The following is a 16258-nucleotide window of genomic DNA, read 5'->3' as shown; positions in this document are numbered from 1 at the left end:
ATGCGCCAAGTATCAGATCACGAGTCACTAAAGCGGGTAATCAGGTGTGCTTTCTATACAAATTACGACTTTATTTTTTTGAATATCCAGGAACCGACTGCAAAGCCAATAGTAAGTACCAACTTACAGTCGTTACTTGTTATCCAGCAATGGCTACTTCATCTTGTACTGCGGCATTTCTTGCTGCAATTCGCTCTGCAATACTGATTGCAGAGGAAGTGATAATGTCCAGGTTGCCGGCGTACGGTGCCAGATAGTCGCCTTGCCCGATTACTTTGATCATGGTGAACACCCGATCTCCGTCAATGAAAGGCTCAACCACTAATTCATACCCTTTGACATACTGCTTAACCATTTCTACAGCACGATCGATTTCCATTTTTATCTTTTGGATGTCTGGATTTTTGATCATTGCCGATACCGCAGTTTGCATATTGACGCTGGGTTTAGCCGGGTTAATATTCAAAATCGCTTTCACATTCGAGCAATCAGTAAACGTTTTGATTGCCTGCTCAGTGGTATTTAAGTATTGGTCCAGATTAAGGCGAGTTGCTGCACCGGCGCTTTTGGCTGCGATGGAAGACACAACCTCGATATAATCAATATCGCTATGTGCACGATGGATAGCAGCAATGAGAGGAAGGGACGCCTGTCCCCCACAGGTGATCATATTAATATTATTTTGGGCAACAACAGCATCTTCATTCAGGGTTGGCACACACAAAATCCCCACAGGTGCAGGTGTCAAATTGACAATCGTTTTGCCTGCATTAATTAACCTACCCGCATGGGCCATATGCGACGACGCAGAAGTTGCATCAAAGACCAGGTCAAACTCCTCCAGGTTATTCATTAATGCATCAATGCCCTCTGCATAGGTGTCAAAACCCTTCTGCTGCGCAAACTTTAAGCCTTCTGATTCAGGACTACGCCCAACAAACATAGTACAGCTTAATGAGTCGGATTTGGCCACTTTGCACAACAAGTCACAACCGATGTTGCCACTGCCTAAAATAGCGGTTTTTAGTTTCATGCGTGCTCCTCCCCATTGTTACCGTGAGCGGCTTTTGCTAATCGACTGGCTGATGCAATAATCATGTCTTCCTGTCCAGCTAGCACATGTTGTTTGGATAATTCTTCGTAGATAGAACTGGGAGAAACATTGAACTCAGCCGCCGCGCGAGCAACATGCTTTTCAAAGCCTGAACATACACCGTATACACCACTGATTAGATTGGAAGTTTTGATGGTTGGAGCATTGGTTACTCGGAGATCCTGTAGCTCATCAATTGCGCTACACAAGCGGAATAAATCAACCCCAGTGTCATAGCCATGGCGCTGTAATACGGCACACAACACTTCAAGTTGTGTGTTGCCAGCCCCCGCACCAAATCCGCATAAAGTGCCATCAACCATAGTGGCACCAACCTCCACAGCAGCTAAAGAATTTGCCACTGCAAGACTAAGGTTATTGTGCGCGTGGAAACCAACGGGAATATCCAGATTCTCGACTAGCAAACCGACCTTCTCTCGCACATCACGTTCGACGTAATTACCTGCCGAGTCCATTAGCACAATTGAGTTCGAGCCATACGCCTGTAGCTTTTGAGCTTCTACCAGCAATGTTGCAGCATCGGCCATGTGCGTCATCATGAGAACGCCTTGTGTCGTTTTGTCGTGCTTGCGCGCGTACTCAATATAACTTTTGGTTAAATCGGCTTCAGTGCAATGCGCAGCTATCCGGATCACATCAACGCCGCTATCAACGGCAACTTTGATATCGTTAATTTTTGCAAAACCGGGGATCATATGCACACCAAGCTGTGCGTTGCTTATGTTGTCGCGTGCGCATTCCAGTAACGCTCTGTCAGAGTGGCTGGCTAAACCCAATTGTAATGAAGACGCCCCCAATCCGTTTCCATGGCCGACCTCAATCACACTGATGCCACACTGATCGACCTTACGACAATAGCTCGCAATATCTTGCAGGGACAGGCTATGGGAAATGGCATGATTTCCATCCCTTAGCGTTGGATCGTATATCATTATTGTCATTTTATTAACCTAGTTATTTTTATTATCGGAAAAGGAAACGGGTAAGTATCTACAATCAGATTGATGAATCCCCAACTCACCCCAGCGTTCCTTACTTATTGTTTTTATTATAAAAAATTATATACTTAGGCAGGTTGCTTTATATCACACAATAGCCCGCTCAAAATCATACGAACATGCTGCAATAAAGCTGGCTTGCTAGAACCCTGCAGATAAAAATGATCTCCAGGAAACCATGTTTCCCTGATTTCATGACTACTCAGGGCTTGCCAACCATTCAGCTCTTCACGGGTTACGCTGGAATCTTCATTTCCCCCAACTAAGTGCAGAGGAAAATCAAAAGGCGGTGTAGCCCGATAAATATGATTTTCTGATAGCGAAAAATCGGCTCTCAGCACAGGCAGGAACAACGCCATCAATTCTGGGTTGTTCAGCAACTCATGCGGCGTGCCGTTGTAGTGCTTTAGTGCTTCAATAAATGCATCTTCTTCAAGTGTATGAAGTGTTTGACGGGCTCTAAATTGTGGCGCGCGCATCCCGGAAGAAATGAACAAATGCGGCATAGGTAGCCCACGCTCACTCAGTGTCTGAAGCAACTCAGTGGCGATCAAGGCACCTAAGCTATGACCAAAAAAGACATAAGGAACATCTGTGTAGTGTAAGAACTCGTTAGCCATGGAGGTGACGATTTCGGACATATCATCCATCAGCGCTTCATTGAAACGACGTCCTCGCCCAGGCAGCTCCATCACTACTAGCTCTGTCTGTGGCGGCATCCACCCTTTCCAGTCATGAAAAGCACTCACACCGCCGCCAGCAAAAGGAAAGCAGAACAGTCTCATACGAGGCTGTTGTTGCTTCAAAACTGTTGAAAACCAGCACGACTGAGGCGCTGCTATATTATTATTATTCATTGCCCGTCCTTCGGATACTTTCTTATCGCCCCTACATGCATAGCCTTTCCCGAGGTAGCCATGTATTCAGTGCTGGGGCACTTTTTAGGACTGTTATTCAGCCTGCATGGTGCGTAAGCTCAGTGGTCTCATATCTGTCCATACCGATTTAATATGGGCCAGACACTCCTCTTTTGAGCCAGAGGTACCTTCATCAGACCAGCCAAGTGCATTCTCTTTGTGCGCTGGCCAAATTGAATATTGTTCTTCGTGATTTTTTACTACTTTATAGGTTTCACTAATTGAACTGTTACTCATAATTACTCCTTAACTTAATACTTAATGGTGATAACTCAGTAACCACCAACAATACCTTTATTTCTTGCCCGATTAATCATCAGGTTAAACAATGTTGCGCCGATGAGCAGATAAGTCACACCATTGGCAAATGCAATCAACACCAAGTTATAATCGAGGGCCATTTCATACACCATCAACTCTCGCAGTAGCACAACACTTGGCACCATAGGCAAAAACATTACCGCAGCCTCGGTTTGCTCACCCCAGGTTTCAAAAGGAGCAAACATCAAAAACATCAAGGCAAATTGAAAAGAAGGTAAAATTGCACTGATCCGTTTAAACTGAAGCGCAAACCCTCCAGCCACTAAACTACACCCAATCGATGCCAGGACAATTGATATAATCGGCAGAACAACGGCAAACGAATACGTGATCTGACTGCCTGTCAGCAGAATAATGAGGTTGATCAGGATAGCTATCATGACCATATCTAGAGTCGCTTCAACCAACCCACGTACAGCATAAATCAAGCTCGTGTTGTAACGTGACAGAAACACACTTTCCAGCACACCCGTTGCTGCTTCGGCTTCAATAAGTTGAGGGGTTTTACCAAACGACCGATTTACCAGAACCCAAGCCGCATAGCCAACTACCATAGCATCTAAGGCGTCACCAAATGTGCTGCGCCCTGCGAGAAAAGAGGCCCCAATAAACAGACCATAAAACATCAATACATTGATAAATAAAGTGGATACAAAGTTTGCCGGATAACGCACTAAACTCAAAAACGCGCGAGTAAACTCCACATGTAAAAAGCTATACATCGATCGCATGCCCCGTTAGTTGAAGGAATATTTGAGTTAAGTCCAGCTCCAGACGCTGTACCATTTTAATTTCCAATGGCTTGAGATGTTCTATCAATTGGAAGAGTACCGCTGAGCCACCACTGAACCTGATCGATCGGTCGGTTACCACAGCATCAAACTGTTGGGTAATACTGTCCGCAACTTCTTGACTAATGAGCTCGGTCAACTCAATGATATAATCATCCTGAATGAACTCTTGGATCAGTGCATCTTTACCGCTTTCTTTGATGATGTTGCCTTTGTCTATGATGGCAACCCGGTCCGCGAGTTTTTGAGCGACATCCAGTTGATGCGTAGTGAGGACAATGGCAACACCTTCATCTCTGAGCTCTTGCATAAGCTGGATCACATCAATATTGGCGTTGACATCCAAGCCCAAAGTAGGCTCATCCAGCAATAGCAATTTAGGATTGTGAGCCACAGCAATTGCAATGGAAAGTTTCTGCTGCATACCCCGAGACAGATGTTGAACTAGGGTATTTCGCTTGTCTGATAAGCCAAATCTCTCTAGCAATTGATCTGCGACTTGCCGGGCTTGTTTTAGTGAAGTGCCTTTGTGCACATTGAAATACACCAGGTTTTCGAAGGCTGTTAACCGCCAATACAAGTTTCGGTTGCCTTCCAGCACCGAGCCCAATTGCTCTAACGCCCGTGAGTCACTTTTGGTGTCTTTCCCATCAATGAGCACTGTCCCACCATCTGGTACAATCAGGCCTGTGATCATTTTTATTGTAGTGGTTTTACCGGCTCCGTTCGGACCAAGAAACGCAAAAATCTCTCCTGGTTCCACTTTGAACGAAACGCCTTTTACCACCTCATGACTAGCAAAGCGCTTGCTAATCTTTTCTACTTCAAGTACAGCCAAGGATTCCCTCCATCCACCGTTTTATTGTTATTTTTTAAAGGTGAAGCAACTACTATTCATGTAGGTGCAATCTATCTGGTGTCACTTACTCACTATCTCTATTACACAGACAGCAAATGCACTTAACGCGCTCTCACAAGTGCGAATAATCCCTCATTGTTCAGAAAACGATTAACACCAAAAAAGCGTAATATTCATGTAACTTTGCGAATAAAAAAGATTACACAAACAACATAACCGAACAACTAAGCTACACCTAGGTTTTTATGCCAACACATTGAAATTTAAAACAACATATTTGACACCAAGATATTAACAAACACACTTTAAAATTAAAAGAAAATTTTTCCATTATTAAATGTAAACCAACAGTAAACTCCAAATTCCACACTTAACACTTGCACAATTACCGAGCGACTACAGCAATTGTAGGCTGGGTAATTTGCATCAAAAACCACCTCGAATGGGCCCCGTTCAGAGGGCGCATTCGCAGGGCGGTTAGAGTAATTGTACAAATAAAAAACAACATAAAACACATAAGCTTATATTGAAAAACTGAACAAACCCAGTTCCCAAAAGGCAATCAAAGCAACATCATGCATAGGCTTTTTGCAAACAAAGCCCGGAACGATGGCTTAAAAACAAACACAACTTAATTGCTGCATAAGAATGAATGAATTAATACGAATATGCGCAACAAAGCGAGAAAGCAGCGTAAAAGTACGAAGGGCACGCTATTATTTTCATCATAAAAAACAAAAAAAACGGAACCAATGAAACAAAAATGTAAATTGTAGAGCTAAAATCTAGACTTAACCCGCCATAAAAACACCAAAAGAGGTACGTTAGTAAACACTTAGTAACCTTGTGTAAAACCAAACTTTCCTGACATCAAGAATGTTCTTTTAATGTAATGACTAAACTGAAGATAGTCTGATAGGATAGGGACAGAAAGTTCTCAATAACCGTATGTAGTAATATGAATACTAAGCTTTTTGTAATACCCAAACCAAACCCCAACGCTAAATTAAGGTTATTTTGTTTCCCTTATGCAGGTGGCTCACCAGCTATTTTTATGCCCTGGGTTGGTTTACTGCCAAATGAAGTTGAATTAGTGTTTGTTCAGTTTCCTGGTCGTGGCGCACGCATGACCGAGACTGCCTACACTGACATGCAGCATAAAGTCGATGAACTTCTTACTCACCAGGCATATATAACAGAAAAACCCTTCGCGTTTTTTGGTCATAGTTTAGGTAGTCGAGTAATTTTTGAGACAACGAAACGCCTGGTTGCACTAGGTGCACCGTTACCCGTTCACTTAATTGCGTCAGGAAGTCGGGCGCCCCATACCAACTCAAATAAAACGCAAACATACCATTTACCACACGATGAGTTTGTGGCTGAACTACTTAAGCTCAACGGTACACCCAAAGAACTGTTAGAGCATAAAGAGCTTATGGAATTGCTTATCCCTCTACTCAGAGCCGATTTTCAGATTGCCGAATGCTATCAGGCCCAGCCTGTCAGCCTGCCCTGTCCTATCACCGTATTTCATGGCTACGATGACATCGAAATCAGTGCCGAACAGCTACACGGCTGGCAGGATTTGAGTAAGCACAAAATTGACATTCATTACTTTAATGGCGGCCACTTTTTCATCAATCAGTGCAAAGAGGAAGTGATCAGTCAGGTCAATCAGGTACTTCGCAAAATACTGTAATTTGATTTGCCTAAGCGAGTAAGTTGACCAAAGATAAACACATCTATGTGTATACAGGTAATAAAATGGAAGGCTTACTTCATGCGCTCATGCTGGACGGTCAGGGTGGCGTAACCCCGGCATCAGATTTAACACAGGCACTCAAAGACGAAGTGCCGCTTTGGCTGCACTTTGACTACACCCAGGACGCAGTTCAGCACTTCTTGAGCCAGCTGGATTTTCTGCAAGAGTGGGAGTGGCAGGCATTACTTGCAGAGGAAACCCGGCCTCGTGTGACCCGTGCAAGTCACGGATTGCTGTTATTTCTGCGCGGCGTCAACCTCAACCCCAGACAAAACCCGGAAGATATGGTCTCAGTGCGATGTTTTGTCAGTAAAAACCTGTTGATCACCTGCCGAAAGCGCGTGCTGATCTCTATCGAAGACTTACGTGATGCTTTGCTGGATGGCACAGGAGCAAGCTCAATTAGCGACCTGACTTGTGCTTTGATTGACCGCCTGACACATCGTATGCAAGATACACTATGGCAGGTCGAGGAACAGCTGGACGAGTTTGAAGAGCAGCTGGACAAAGAGGCATGCCAGCCCGACTACCACCAAATAACCTTACTGCGGCGTCAGGTTATTGCCTTAAAGCGTTATATCAAACCGCAACGTCAGGCTATCTACGATTTGATGGACACTAAGGTGAACTTTCTGAGTCTTGAGCAGCGCCGCTTGCTCGGCGAGGCAAATAACACCCTCAGTCGCTATATTGAAGAACTGGAAGCTTGTATTGAACGGGCACAAGTCCTGCAACAAAGCATCACCAACCAACTTAATGAGCAGCTGAATCAGCGCATGTACATTATGTCCGTGGTCGCAGCCTTATTCCTGCCGTTGGGATTTTTAACCGGTCTGTTGGGGGTCAATATTGGAGGTATTCCAGGCACAGAGAACCCCTGGGCATTCACGATTTTCATACTTGCATTAGTGGTATTAACCGTTGCTGTAGGCGTTTTATTTAAACGTCGGAAATGGATATGAAATGTGGAAATTAGAATCATCGGGATGGTGTAAAATGGCGCTCTCGCTAGGGATCGAACCTAGAACTTGGCCTCCGGAGGGCCACGTGATATCCATTTCACCACGAGAGCAGCATCTTAGTGGTGCCAATAATAATCATATCCAGACACAAATACTAGTCATTGTTGTCTATATGCTTAATTTATGGTCTAAAACTCGAAAAAAGACTTCACACAGAGCGAAATTCACGATATTTAACTATGCTTAGAACAATAACAATAATGACGACCTGTTAATACACGGAAAATTGGTCTCCTGTATTAACACGACATCATCCTGAGAGGACCGTATTATGACTCCAATGACCACTGAACAAGTTGCTGAATTTTTAGATGTTAAAGTGGAGCGCGTCAGGCGACTGGCACGCGAAAACCTGTTAGTTGCCAAACAACAGGATGAGCAGGGCGAACCCATTTTTGACAAAGATGACGTAGAAAAATATAAAGAACTGGCAAAACGACTGGGCGGCATTTAAGCACGACAGAAGCGACGCCCCTACCCTATATTGCTTCGTATCCAGGCTAATAAAATGCCCGACTGATGTTCGGGCCAACTGGCCTGTTCAAAGCGACCTGTGTCGCCATGCCTTTAATAGAACCAGCAAAGGGTCAGCATAGGAGGCGAGCCCACGTTGCTGATACCAGGCAAAACAGAGCACCAGGTAAACCTCTACATAGCACTTTAGCTTATCCTCGGCATATTCTGGCAACAGCCGCTGTGCCAGGCTGAAATAGCGCTTCAACATTTGATTACCTTCTCGTACAGACAGCGAAAAAGAGACACACAAAGCCGCCAAATCAAAATATCGGTCGTTGTATTGCGCGTATTCAAAATCGATAAACACCGGCCCCTGTGCAGTTACCAGCATATTGTCTTTGACCAAATCATTGTGGCAAAAGCAGATATCAGGCTCAAACTGCATCAGCCTTTGGCCTAAAGTAGACACGTCAGATATCCCTTCGAGCACCTGAGCGGCCTCAGAGAGTGCCGCACTCAGGTCAAGCTGCGCTAACTGGGGCCGCACAAAGCCATGTAACGTGTGCAGCTTCGCTAATAAGTTATCGCTCAGGCACAGTGGCTCATCTCGCTGTGGTAAAAATTCAAACAACGCCAGCCGGGTCTGAACATGATAGCCTGCCAGTGGCTGCGCTACGCCGAGTTGGGCTAGCTGTGCCTGCGCTTGCAGCGCATGAACGGGTATTACGCCTGAATAGTGCTTTAACAAAAAACCCTGTTGCGCCTGCTCCAGATAGTAATTTTTGTTACTTAACCCTTTGTTGAGTGGACGCAGTGCACTGATGGTAATATCAGGAAAAGCCTGCTTGATCAGCGCACTTAACTCAGCATCACAGTGCGGCAAGCGGTTTGCCCTCTTTTTGTTGATGCACTTCGTACCAGCGCACATAACCCCAGCAGACTACAATGGTATAAAAACCAAATAACACCAAAGTGGGGTAATAGCCTTTAAGATAGTAAAGATACATAGACGCCGCATCAATCACCACCCAGTACAACCAGTTTTCCAGCACTTTACGGGCAACCAGGTAAGTGGTTACCACTGCAAAGCAGGTCGTCAGGCTGTCGAGATAAGCCAGCTCAGCATGCGTGTACTTATCCATCACATAGCCGATACCCAGTGCGACAAGTAAAGTGCCCAAAATAATGGCGCTATGTCGATACAAGGACCAGGACACGATCTCCAGGGACTTATCCTGTCTGCCACTGCGCCACATCCACCAACCAACGACAGCCATGAACATGTAGTAAAAGTTCAGCAATGACTCCATCAGCAATGCACCATTCCAGTACATCACGGTATAGATAAAGGTGCTGATAAACGCCGCAGGCCAGCACCATGAGTTTTCCCTTATCGCCAGCAACAGGTAACCGGCGGATAAGACCACGGCCAGATATTCCCATACCGACATGGCGGTAAACCCAGCTAGGGTTTCAGCTAGCCACTGCATCATGATTGAGGCGACAGGTCGCCACTGATGAATTTGCAGACAAACACAATTTTGCCGTATTGCTCAAACGAACGCTTCATTTCTGTGGATAGGGTGTTCATCAGCACATCATAGTCGCCAAACACCTGAGTAGACATGGTATTGGTCAGTACTTTTAGCTCCGGGTGCTGATTCAGGCGCTCGATAAAGTCTTTGATAAAAGGGATATAGTCAGCATGTAATGGGTATTTGCTGATCTCGACAGAGAGTTGCATCACAGTGTCCTCGTCAGAGTTATAAAGGAATTAGTTTTCGGGATAATTTAAATTGCTGCCACCGTCCGTTACCGAGCGAGGCCTGTAATTGATCCAATCCTGCTGATAGGTGATCTTGTTGTCCGGGTTAAAGTGTAATACGGTCGTAAAACGCCAGGGGCCCATTTCACGACCTTCATACTCAAAGCGGGCATAGGTGCCACGAATAACGGCACGGCGTTGCTGCTCGTCTAAGATCACCTCACTGAGTGTATACGTCTGTTCACCATCCAGGATTTCGACGTTTCCGGCAGACCAATTAAAAAACTCGGCCAATGCCTGTTTGTCTTTGACGGCAAAGCCATAAATCATGTCTTCGAGCTGGATATCGTCGGCATAAAATGACAAAAAGAAGGCAAAATCCTGACGCGCCTGATAGGTCGCTATATAGTCATTGAGTACTTGTCTGAGCGCACTCGATTCGCGCGCTGACGCTCGGGTATTGTCTGTCAGGCCACAGCCAGTAACCACTAAGGTTACGAGTAACACAAGACAGAAAGTGAGCTGTGTGGTGAATGTGCCGCGCAAATCTACCTCCGGGTATGAAAATCAGTCTCAAATGGCCCTTGGGTAAGGGCTCAATGATTATATCATACCCGGATAGGATGATCTGTGCCGGCACACAACTAGGCGCCAACTATGCCTAACGGTTTAGCATTTTGCCAGGCACCGCGGGTAAAGTCCGGAATGGTAACAGACTCACTGCGGTTTGCCACCGACAATGCCGACAAGGGCGAAATCACCGACCAGGCAGCACCATCATAGACATCCTGGTCCAATGGTTCGCCATTTCTCAGACAGTAAATCATCCGCCAGAACATCAAAAAGTCCATGCCACCATGGCCCCCATTGCGTTCGGCTTCTGCGCCCATTTTCAGCCACAGAGGATGATCATATTTAGCGTACCAGGTGCTCATATCCTCGTCCCAGTCATGAAAAGATCCGGTGCCACCATGCTCCAGCGCAATACGATTCGGAAAGCCGGCAAATACGCCATTGGTCCCCTGGATCAGATTGTGCCGGGAGTACGGACGCGGCGTTGTGGTATCGTGCTGGATCATAATAGAACGCCCTTTGACCGTTTTAACCAAAGTCGTATTCATATCACCGGCAACATATCGCCATTGATTACGCTGATGATCCGATGCAAACTCACGCTGAGCATAGGCAGCCCGGCCCAGTGCAGGTGAACTCATGGAAGTCAAAAAATCGAACCGATCACCCCGGTTAATGTTCATATACTGAGAAACCGGCCCTAAACCATGAGTGGGATAGAGGTTGCCATTACGTTTGGTATGCCACTCTGTACGCCAGGAGCCGGTTTTATGTTCCAGCTCTTTCATTTGCCAGCGCAGCTCATGAATATAGGCGGCTTCACCATGCAGTAGGTCCCCAAACACGCCCTGTCGCACCATATTCAGTACCATCAACTCATCGCGGCCGTAGTTGACGTTTTCCATCATCATGCAATTTTTCTGAGTCCGCTCTGCGGTATCAACCAGCTGCCACATTTCTTCCACCGTCAGGGCCAGTGGCACTTCAACAAAGGCATGTTTGCCACTTTCCATGGTATCGACAGCCATCGGCGCATGCCAACGCCACGGTGTTGAAATGATAACGATGTCAATATCATCCCGGGCAAGCATTTCCCGATAAGCAAACTCGGATCCCTGATACAAAGCCGGGGCCTTCATTCCCTGCTCTGCCAGATAATTCGCTGAACGCAACAAGACTTCTTCATGCGTATCACATAAGGCAACGATTTCGGCACCTTCAATATGACTCATGCGCTTTACATGGCCATAACCACGCTGACCCACTCCGATAAAACCAACACGAACAAGATCCATTTTTGGGGCAACCAGTCCAATGACTGACTTCCCCTGGCGTTCGGGTGTGACCTGAGTCGGGTCGACTTTACTTTGCGCGCAACCTGAAACAACTCCGGCAGCCGCAGCGACACCTGCCGCCTTAAGAAAATCCCGGCGATTTAAATTTGTCATTATTATTGTCCTCGAAGATACTTCCTGTGCACGCTAACGGATTGTATCCTGGGTTGCAAAAGCGTTGCGACAAACAGAGATTTAATCGGTACAAATGTGTGCCTGATACAAAAAAAGCGCCTCAAGGCGCTTTTTTGTGTGAATCTAAAACAGATTATAGTTCTGAAATAATGGCGCTCAGCTGAGCTTCTTTAGCAACTATGTCCTGATAAAGGGCAAATTGGTTTTGCGCGCGCTGTAAATTATGCTCTGAATGCTTAGTAGCGAAGTAATTGTCACCATCGAGATAATCGGTCAAGAAGCGCAAGCCAATCATAAATGGCATCACTTTCGCGCCAAGTATAAAGCTGTGCTTTTCAGTCTCTGTCAGGCTGGCCGACAACGGACCTTTATATCCTTTCACCAACGCCGCAAAGATTTCTTCACGCACACGCACGTTTGCCAGGTTAGTAGAATCTTCCGCCTCAGGAGAGCAGAACGTCCTAACCATGTCACCAAAGTCATACAGCCAATAACCAGGCATGCAGGTATCCAGGTCTATCACAGCGCGTGCATTATTTGACTCAGAGCAGAACAACATATTGTTGATCTTGGTGTCATTGTGGCAGGCTCGCAGCGGTAATTGCGCTTCAACGTCAATCACTTCCTGAGCAAGCGAAAATTGCGCTCGGCAAAATGCAATTTCCTCCTGACACAGGGCTGCACGACTCTGAGGATCCTGCCGGAGTGTTTCTTCAAACTTTTCTATGCGCATAGCAAGGTTGTGGAAATTCGGGATCACATGGTGTAACTGAGTCGCATCAAAATCATCCAATGCCGCAGCAAATTGACCAAATGCATTCGCGGCGACTGTCGCTTTGACTTCACTGTCGACTACGTCTTCACTGTAACTGCCACCGATAAACTCCAGCGCACGCCAGACTTCATCTTCAAAGTGAACAAGATACTCACCCTTTACAGTCGGCACGTGGCGAATAATGGCCAGCTCATAGCCACCGTCATTGGCTTTGCGTGCTAAGTGCTGCTCAATTTTTCTGGCATTGGTGACGAGTTGCTCAGGCTCTGGAAAAACACAAGTATTGAGTTTTTGCACAACCAAAGCACGTTGCTTGTTTTTCAGCAACATCGTTGTATTAATATGTCCATTACCGATCGGACGTAGAGAAACAGACTCTCCCTGCAGGCCAAATTGCTGCGATAAGACCTCTGCAATTACACGATTTTTCATTGTTACCTCATTGCCGCTCTCAATACGATGGCAGGTGATAGGCTCATCCGTGACGTAGTTCATATAATAATCCTGAGACACTCTTTAATTCTTCTTTGTAAGTGATACCAAACCAGCGATCAGATGCACTATGTACTCTGACCTGAAGCTGGTCCTGTTGAATACAGCTTTGAATACAATCAGGCAAATAATACTCGCTTTTGACATCGCTGTCATAATTTTCTAGAAACAGGGAAAATCCGATCTCTAGTTGCGTCAAGAGCGTTTGTGTTATGCCCCAACACGTCATAGACGCCAACGCGGTTTGTGCTAAAGTTGCCCGTTTGCCATCCGGTGCTACCCCGGATAACACGCCACTATTTTGTTGAATATCCAGATATTCAACAACTTCAAGCAACTGGCCTTTATGAGTTTGGCATATTCCGCGATTTACGCCACCTTGTTGTGATAAAGTATGTCCCAGTGGATAGCCAACAATCGCCATATCTTGATGTGTCGGCTCAGCGAAATGGCCGACGAGTTGCGTATAAGCACCAGGTCCATAATAATCATCCGCCGTAATCACAATAGCGTCACCCGGTATGAAGGACTTAGCACATAATAATGCATGGCCCGTTCCCCACGGCTTTTCTCGTAATAATGCTTTGCTGGCAAAACACGATGGTACATTATCGACGGCTTGCTCAACTAAGTCGACCTGCAATCCGTTAGGCAGCCGCGGTAGGATCTGTTGCTCAATCAATGGACGAACCTGGCGGTTAATCACCAGTACAACGTGGCGCACTCCCGCAGCATACGCATCCTCAATGCTCAGCTCCATAATGGTACAGTTAAAGTCCGGCAGTATCGCTATCTGCTTATTTCCACCAAACCGAGTACCCAAGCCTGCTGCCAGGATCACCAGCGTTGGGCTTTTTCCTTGATACATAGATAATGTCCAGCCACTCAAAAATTAAACGGCTAGTGTACATAGCTTCAGCAGAAATTAAAAGCCGTTGTAAAAAGTGAGATAACAGGTACATGATAACAATGCGGGTTCAAGTCAAGCGAAAAAACCATAATCAATTGATATAATTAAATAAGTTTAATTTTTTTTGCGAATAAAGCTGTAGCTCTATTCGCATCATACTCACGTCTGCGCGGTTAAAGTTCCATATAACGGAACAATTCATCCTAGAATTTCTGACACAGGTACTTGCTTTCCAGGAATTCCTGTAAGCCCTCTTTGGCCCCTTCTCTTCCCAACCCGGATTGTTTCACGCCTCCGAATGGCGCAACCGGGTTTGAAATCGCCCCTTCATTGACCCCAACCATGCCATATTCAAGTGCCAATGATACCCGATGGATCTGCGCTACATCCTGAGAATAGAAGTAAGCAGCCAGTCCGTCATTGACGCTGTTTGCCTGACGCACCACTGAATGCTCATCCGAGAACGCTATGATGCTGACAACCGGTGCAAAAATTTCCTGATGGTAAATATCCATCTCTTCAGTGACCCCCTGTAGCACAGTTGGAGCCATAAAATGGCCAACACAAGGTGTTCCCCGATAGACCTGCTTAGCACCTCGAGCAAGCGCATCTTCAACCAATTGCAGTGCTTTTTCTTTGGCCTTGCGGTTGATCAACGGGCCAATATCGGTGCCCGACGCTAAACCGTCACCAACAACCAACTGAGCGACTTTATCAATCAATGCTGCTATAAACGCATCGTGGACATCACGATGGACAAACACTCGGTTGGCCGCCACGCAGGTCTGCCCGCCATTTCTGAATTTAGCCACCATCAAGCCAGCCACAGCTTCTCGCACGTCGGCACTGGAAAAGACAATGAAAGGGGCATTCCCGCCCAGCTCCATTGAGGTGCGCTTAACTGTATCCGCACTGAGTGCAAGAAGCTTTTTACCTACCGCAGTCGACCCTGTGAAAGTCAGTTTTCGCACCACCGGACTTGCCAGTAAAGGAGCAACTAGCGCCTTGGCATCATCGGTCACGAGCACCTGAAACGCCGCGCTTTCAAATCCGGCCTCTAACGCCAGTTTTGCCAGTGCAATCGCACTCAACGGAGTTTCTTCAGAAGGCTTTAAAATAAACGGACAACCCGCAGCATAAGCCGGAGCCACCTTGCGCGTGATCATGGCCAGAGGGAAGTTCCAGGGTGTGATCCCCAGTACCACACCAACCGGTTGTTTAATGGTCATGAGCTGGTGACCAGGGCTATGTGATGGGATCACTTCACCATAGGCGCGCCGTGCTTCCTCAGCAAACCACTGAACAAACCCTGCGGCATATCTGACTTCTGCGACAGCCTCTTTGAGCGGCTTGCCCTGCTCTTTGCACATCAGCTCTGCAAGCGCAGCTTCATTGCCCAAAATAAGCTGATACCAGCGTTCCAGTACTGCAGCACGCTGCTGTGACGTGCGCTGCTTAAGGGTGTCAAAACAGGCCTGCGCCGCCTTCAAAGCTTGTTCGGTCGCGGTATGATCTGCCATAGAGACCGTGGCGATGGGCAACTCAGTGGCAGGATTAATCACCGTTAACTGTTGCTTTGACTGCCAGGGGTTGCCATTAACCCAACTATGCGCTTGTTCAGTGTGATGCGTCATACCTGCGCTCCTTACATAACTGAACAGGGCCGCATTATGCGGCCCTGTGATAACAACGAATTAGTGTTCTTCGTTGACGATATTGAGGTTGTACTTGGGTATTTCCACAACCAGATCTTCGTCGGCAATCACTGCCTGACAGCCCAGTCGGGATTCTGCTTCCAGACCCCAGGCCTTATCCAGCATGTCATCTTCCAGTTCATCGCTTTCTTCAAGCGAATCAAACCCTTCACGAATTACCACGTGGCAAGTTGTACAGGCACATGATTTTTCACAGGCATGAGGAATACTGATGCCATTTTTCAGTGCCACATCCAGTACCGTTTTGCCGGATTCAGCCTCGATGGCTGCGCCTTCCGGACAAAGTTCTTCGTGGGGTAAAAAGATAATCTGTGGCATA

Annotated in this window: 18 protein-coding genes and 1 tRNA gene; 3 read left to right on the top strand and 16 right to left on the bottom strand. The window is 46.4% G+C overall.

Annotated features, from left to right (window positions below; genetic code table 11):
• Positions 1-139: 139 nt before the first annotated feature.
• The 6 genes from QNM19_RS22495 to QNM19_RS22470 form a co-directional block, all read right to left on the bottom strand.
• Positions 140-1033, bottom strand: coding sequence for an acetaldehyde dehydrogenase (acetylating) (locus QNM19_RS22495; RefSeq protein ID WP_284027233.1), 894 nt, complete (start codon positions 1031-1033; stop codon positions 140-142).
• On the bottom strand, positions 1030-2055 hold the full coding sequence (gene dmpG / locus QNM19_RS22490; protein ID WP_049865151.1) for a 4-hydroxy-2-oxovalerate aldolase: 1026 nt from the start codon (positions 2053-2055) through the stop codon (positions 1030-1032). The genes QNM19_RS22495 and dmpG overlap by 4 nt, the downstream gene beginning before the upstream one ends.
• Positions 2056-2180: 125 nt before the next feature.
• Positions 2181-2969, bottom strand: a complete 789-nt coding sequence (locus QNM19_RS22485; protein WP_049865152.1) for a thioesterase II family protein — start codon at positions 2967-2969, stop codon at positions 2181-2183.
• 93 nt (positions 2970-3062) lie between these two features.
• The gene (locus QNM19_RS22480; protein ID WP_049865153.1) at positions 3063-3266 is read right to left on the bottom strand and encodes an MbtH family protein; all 204 of its coding nucleotides are present in this window, start codon (positions 3264-3266) and stop codon (positions 3063-3065) included.
• A gap of 35 nt (positions 3267-3301) precedes the next feature.
• On the bottom strand, positions 3302-4072 hold the full coding sequence (locus tag QNM19_RS22475; RefSeq protein ID WP_049865154.1) for a hypothetical protein: 771 nt from the start codon (positions 4070-4072) through the stop codon (positions 3302-3304).
• The gene (locus tag QNM19_RS22470; protein WP_049865155.1) at positions 4065-4979 is read right to left on the bottom strand and encodes an ABC transporter ATP-binding protein; all 915 of its coding nucleotides are present in this window, start codon (positions 4977-4979) and stop codon (positions 4065-4067) included. The genes QNM19_RS22475 and QNM19_RS22470 overlap by 8 nt, the downstream gene beginning before the upstream one ends.
• A gap of 979 nt (positions 4980-5958) precedes the next feature.
• Between QNM19_RS22470 and QNM19_RS22465 the strand changes: the two genes are divergently transcribed.
• Complete coding sequence (locus tag QNM19_RS22465) at positions 5959-6699, top strand: thioesterase II family protein (RefSeq protein ID WP_284027232.1); 741 nt, start codon at positions 5959-5961, stop codon at positions 6697-6699.
• A 65-nt stretch (positions 6700-6764) separates the two neighbouring features.
• The gene (locus tag QNM19_RS22460) at positions 6765-7724 is read left to right on the top strand and encodes a zinc transporter ZntB (protein ID WP_049865157.1); all 960 of its coding nucleotides are present in this window, start codon (positions 6765-6767) and stop codon (positions 7722-7724) included.
• Positions 7725-7759: 35 nt separating this feature from the next.
• Here QNM19_RS22460 and QNM19_RS22455 read toward each other — a convergent pair.
• Positions 7760-7834 (bottom strand) — tRNA-Arg (locus QNM19_RS22455).
• 221 nt (positions 7835-8055) lie between these two features.
• Between QNM19_RS22455 and QNM19_RS22450 the strand changes: the two genes are divergently transcribed.
• The gene (locus QNM19_RS22450) at positions 8056-8238 is read left to right on the top strand and encodes a helix-turn-helix domain-containing protein (protein ID WP_010384046.1); all 183 of its coding nucleotides are present in this window, start codon (positions 8056-8058) and stop codon (positions 8236-8238) included.
• Between the two features lie 87 nt (positions 8239-8325).
• Here the strand turns inward: QNM19_RS22450 and QNM19_RS22445 are convergent, their stop codons facing one another.
• The 9 genes from QNM19_RS22445 to fdx form a co-directional block, all read right to left on the bottom strand.
• Positions 8326-9123 carry a phosphotransferase gene (locus QNM19_RS22445; protein ID WP_049865156.1) on the bottom strand — a complete coding sequence of 266 codons (798 nt, stop codon included), beginning with the start codon at positions 9121-9123 and terminating at the stop codon, positions 8326-8328.
• Positions 9110-9730: a nicotinamide riboside transporter PnuC gene (gene pnuC, locus QNM19_RS22440; RefSeq protein ID WP_049865158.1), complete on the bottom strand. Its 621-nt coding sequence runs from the start codon at positions 9728-9730 to the stop codon at positions 9110-9112. Before pnuC ends, QNM19_RS22445 begins: the two co-directional genes overlap by 14 nt.
• Positions 9730-9984 carry a hypothetical protein gene (locus QNM19_RS22435; RefSeq protein ID WP_284027231.1) on the bottom strand — a complete coding sequence of 85 codons (255 nt, stop codon included), beginning with the start codon at positions 9982-9984 and terminating at the stop codon, positions 9730-9732. The genes pnuC and QNM19_RS22435 overlap by 1 nt, the downstream gene beginning before the upstream one ends.
• 30 nt (positions 9985-10014) lie before the next feature.
• Positions 10015-10551, bottom strand: a complete 537-nt coding sequence (locus QNM19_RS22430; RefSeq protein ID WP_284027230.1) for a nuclear transport factor 2 family protein — start codon at positions 10549-10551, stop codon at positions 10015-10017.
• 98 nt (positions 10552-10649) lie between these two features.
• Positions 10650-12026 carry a Gfo/Idh/MocA family protein gene (locus tag QNM19_RS22425; RefSeq protein WP_284027229.1) on the bottom strand — a complete coding sequence of 459 codons (1377 nt, stop codon included), beginning with the start codon at positions 12024-12026 and terminating at the stop codon, positions 10650-10652.
• Positions 12027-12180: 154 nt separating this feature from the next.
• Entirely contained in the window at positions 12181-13254 is a 1074-nt protein-coding gene (locus tag QNM19_RS22420) for a phosphotransferase enzyme family protein (RefSeq protein ID WP_049864551.1), read from the bottom strand.
• 43 nt (positions 13255-13297) lie between these two features.
• Positions 13298-14182: an NTP transferase domain-containing protein gene (locus QNM19_RS22415; protein ID WP_049864539.1), complete on the bottom strand. Its 885-nt coding sequence runs from the start codon at positions 14180-14182 to the stop codon at positions 13298-13300.
• A gap of 245 nt (positions 14183-14427) precedes the next feature.
• On the bottom strand, positions 14428-15858 hold the full coding sequence (locus tag QNM19_RS22410; RefSeq protein ID WP_049864540.1) for an NAD-dependent succinate-semialdehyde dehydrogenase: 1431 nt from the start codon (positions 15856-15858) through the stop codon (positions 14428-14430).
• A gap of 60 nt (positions 15859-15918) precedes the next feature.
• On the bottom strand, positions 15919-16257 hold the full coding sequence (gene fdx, locus QNM19_RS22405) for an ISC system 2Fe-2S type ferredoxin (RefSeq protein ID WP_010384025.1): 339 nt from the start codon (positions 16255-16257) through the stop codon (positions 15919-15921).
• Position 16258 lies beyond the last annotated feature (1 nt).

The organism is Pseudoalteromonas ardens, assembly GCF_030125445.1.
GTDB classification, from domain to species: Bacteria; Pseudomonadota; Gammaproteobacteria; order Enterobacterales; family Alteromonadaceae; genus Pseudoalteromonas; species Pseudoalteromonas ardens.
Note: the sequence above shows the minus strand (reverse complement) of the source record. Positions and strands in the feature narration are given on the sequence as shown.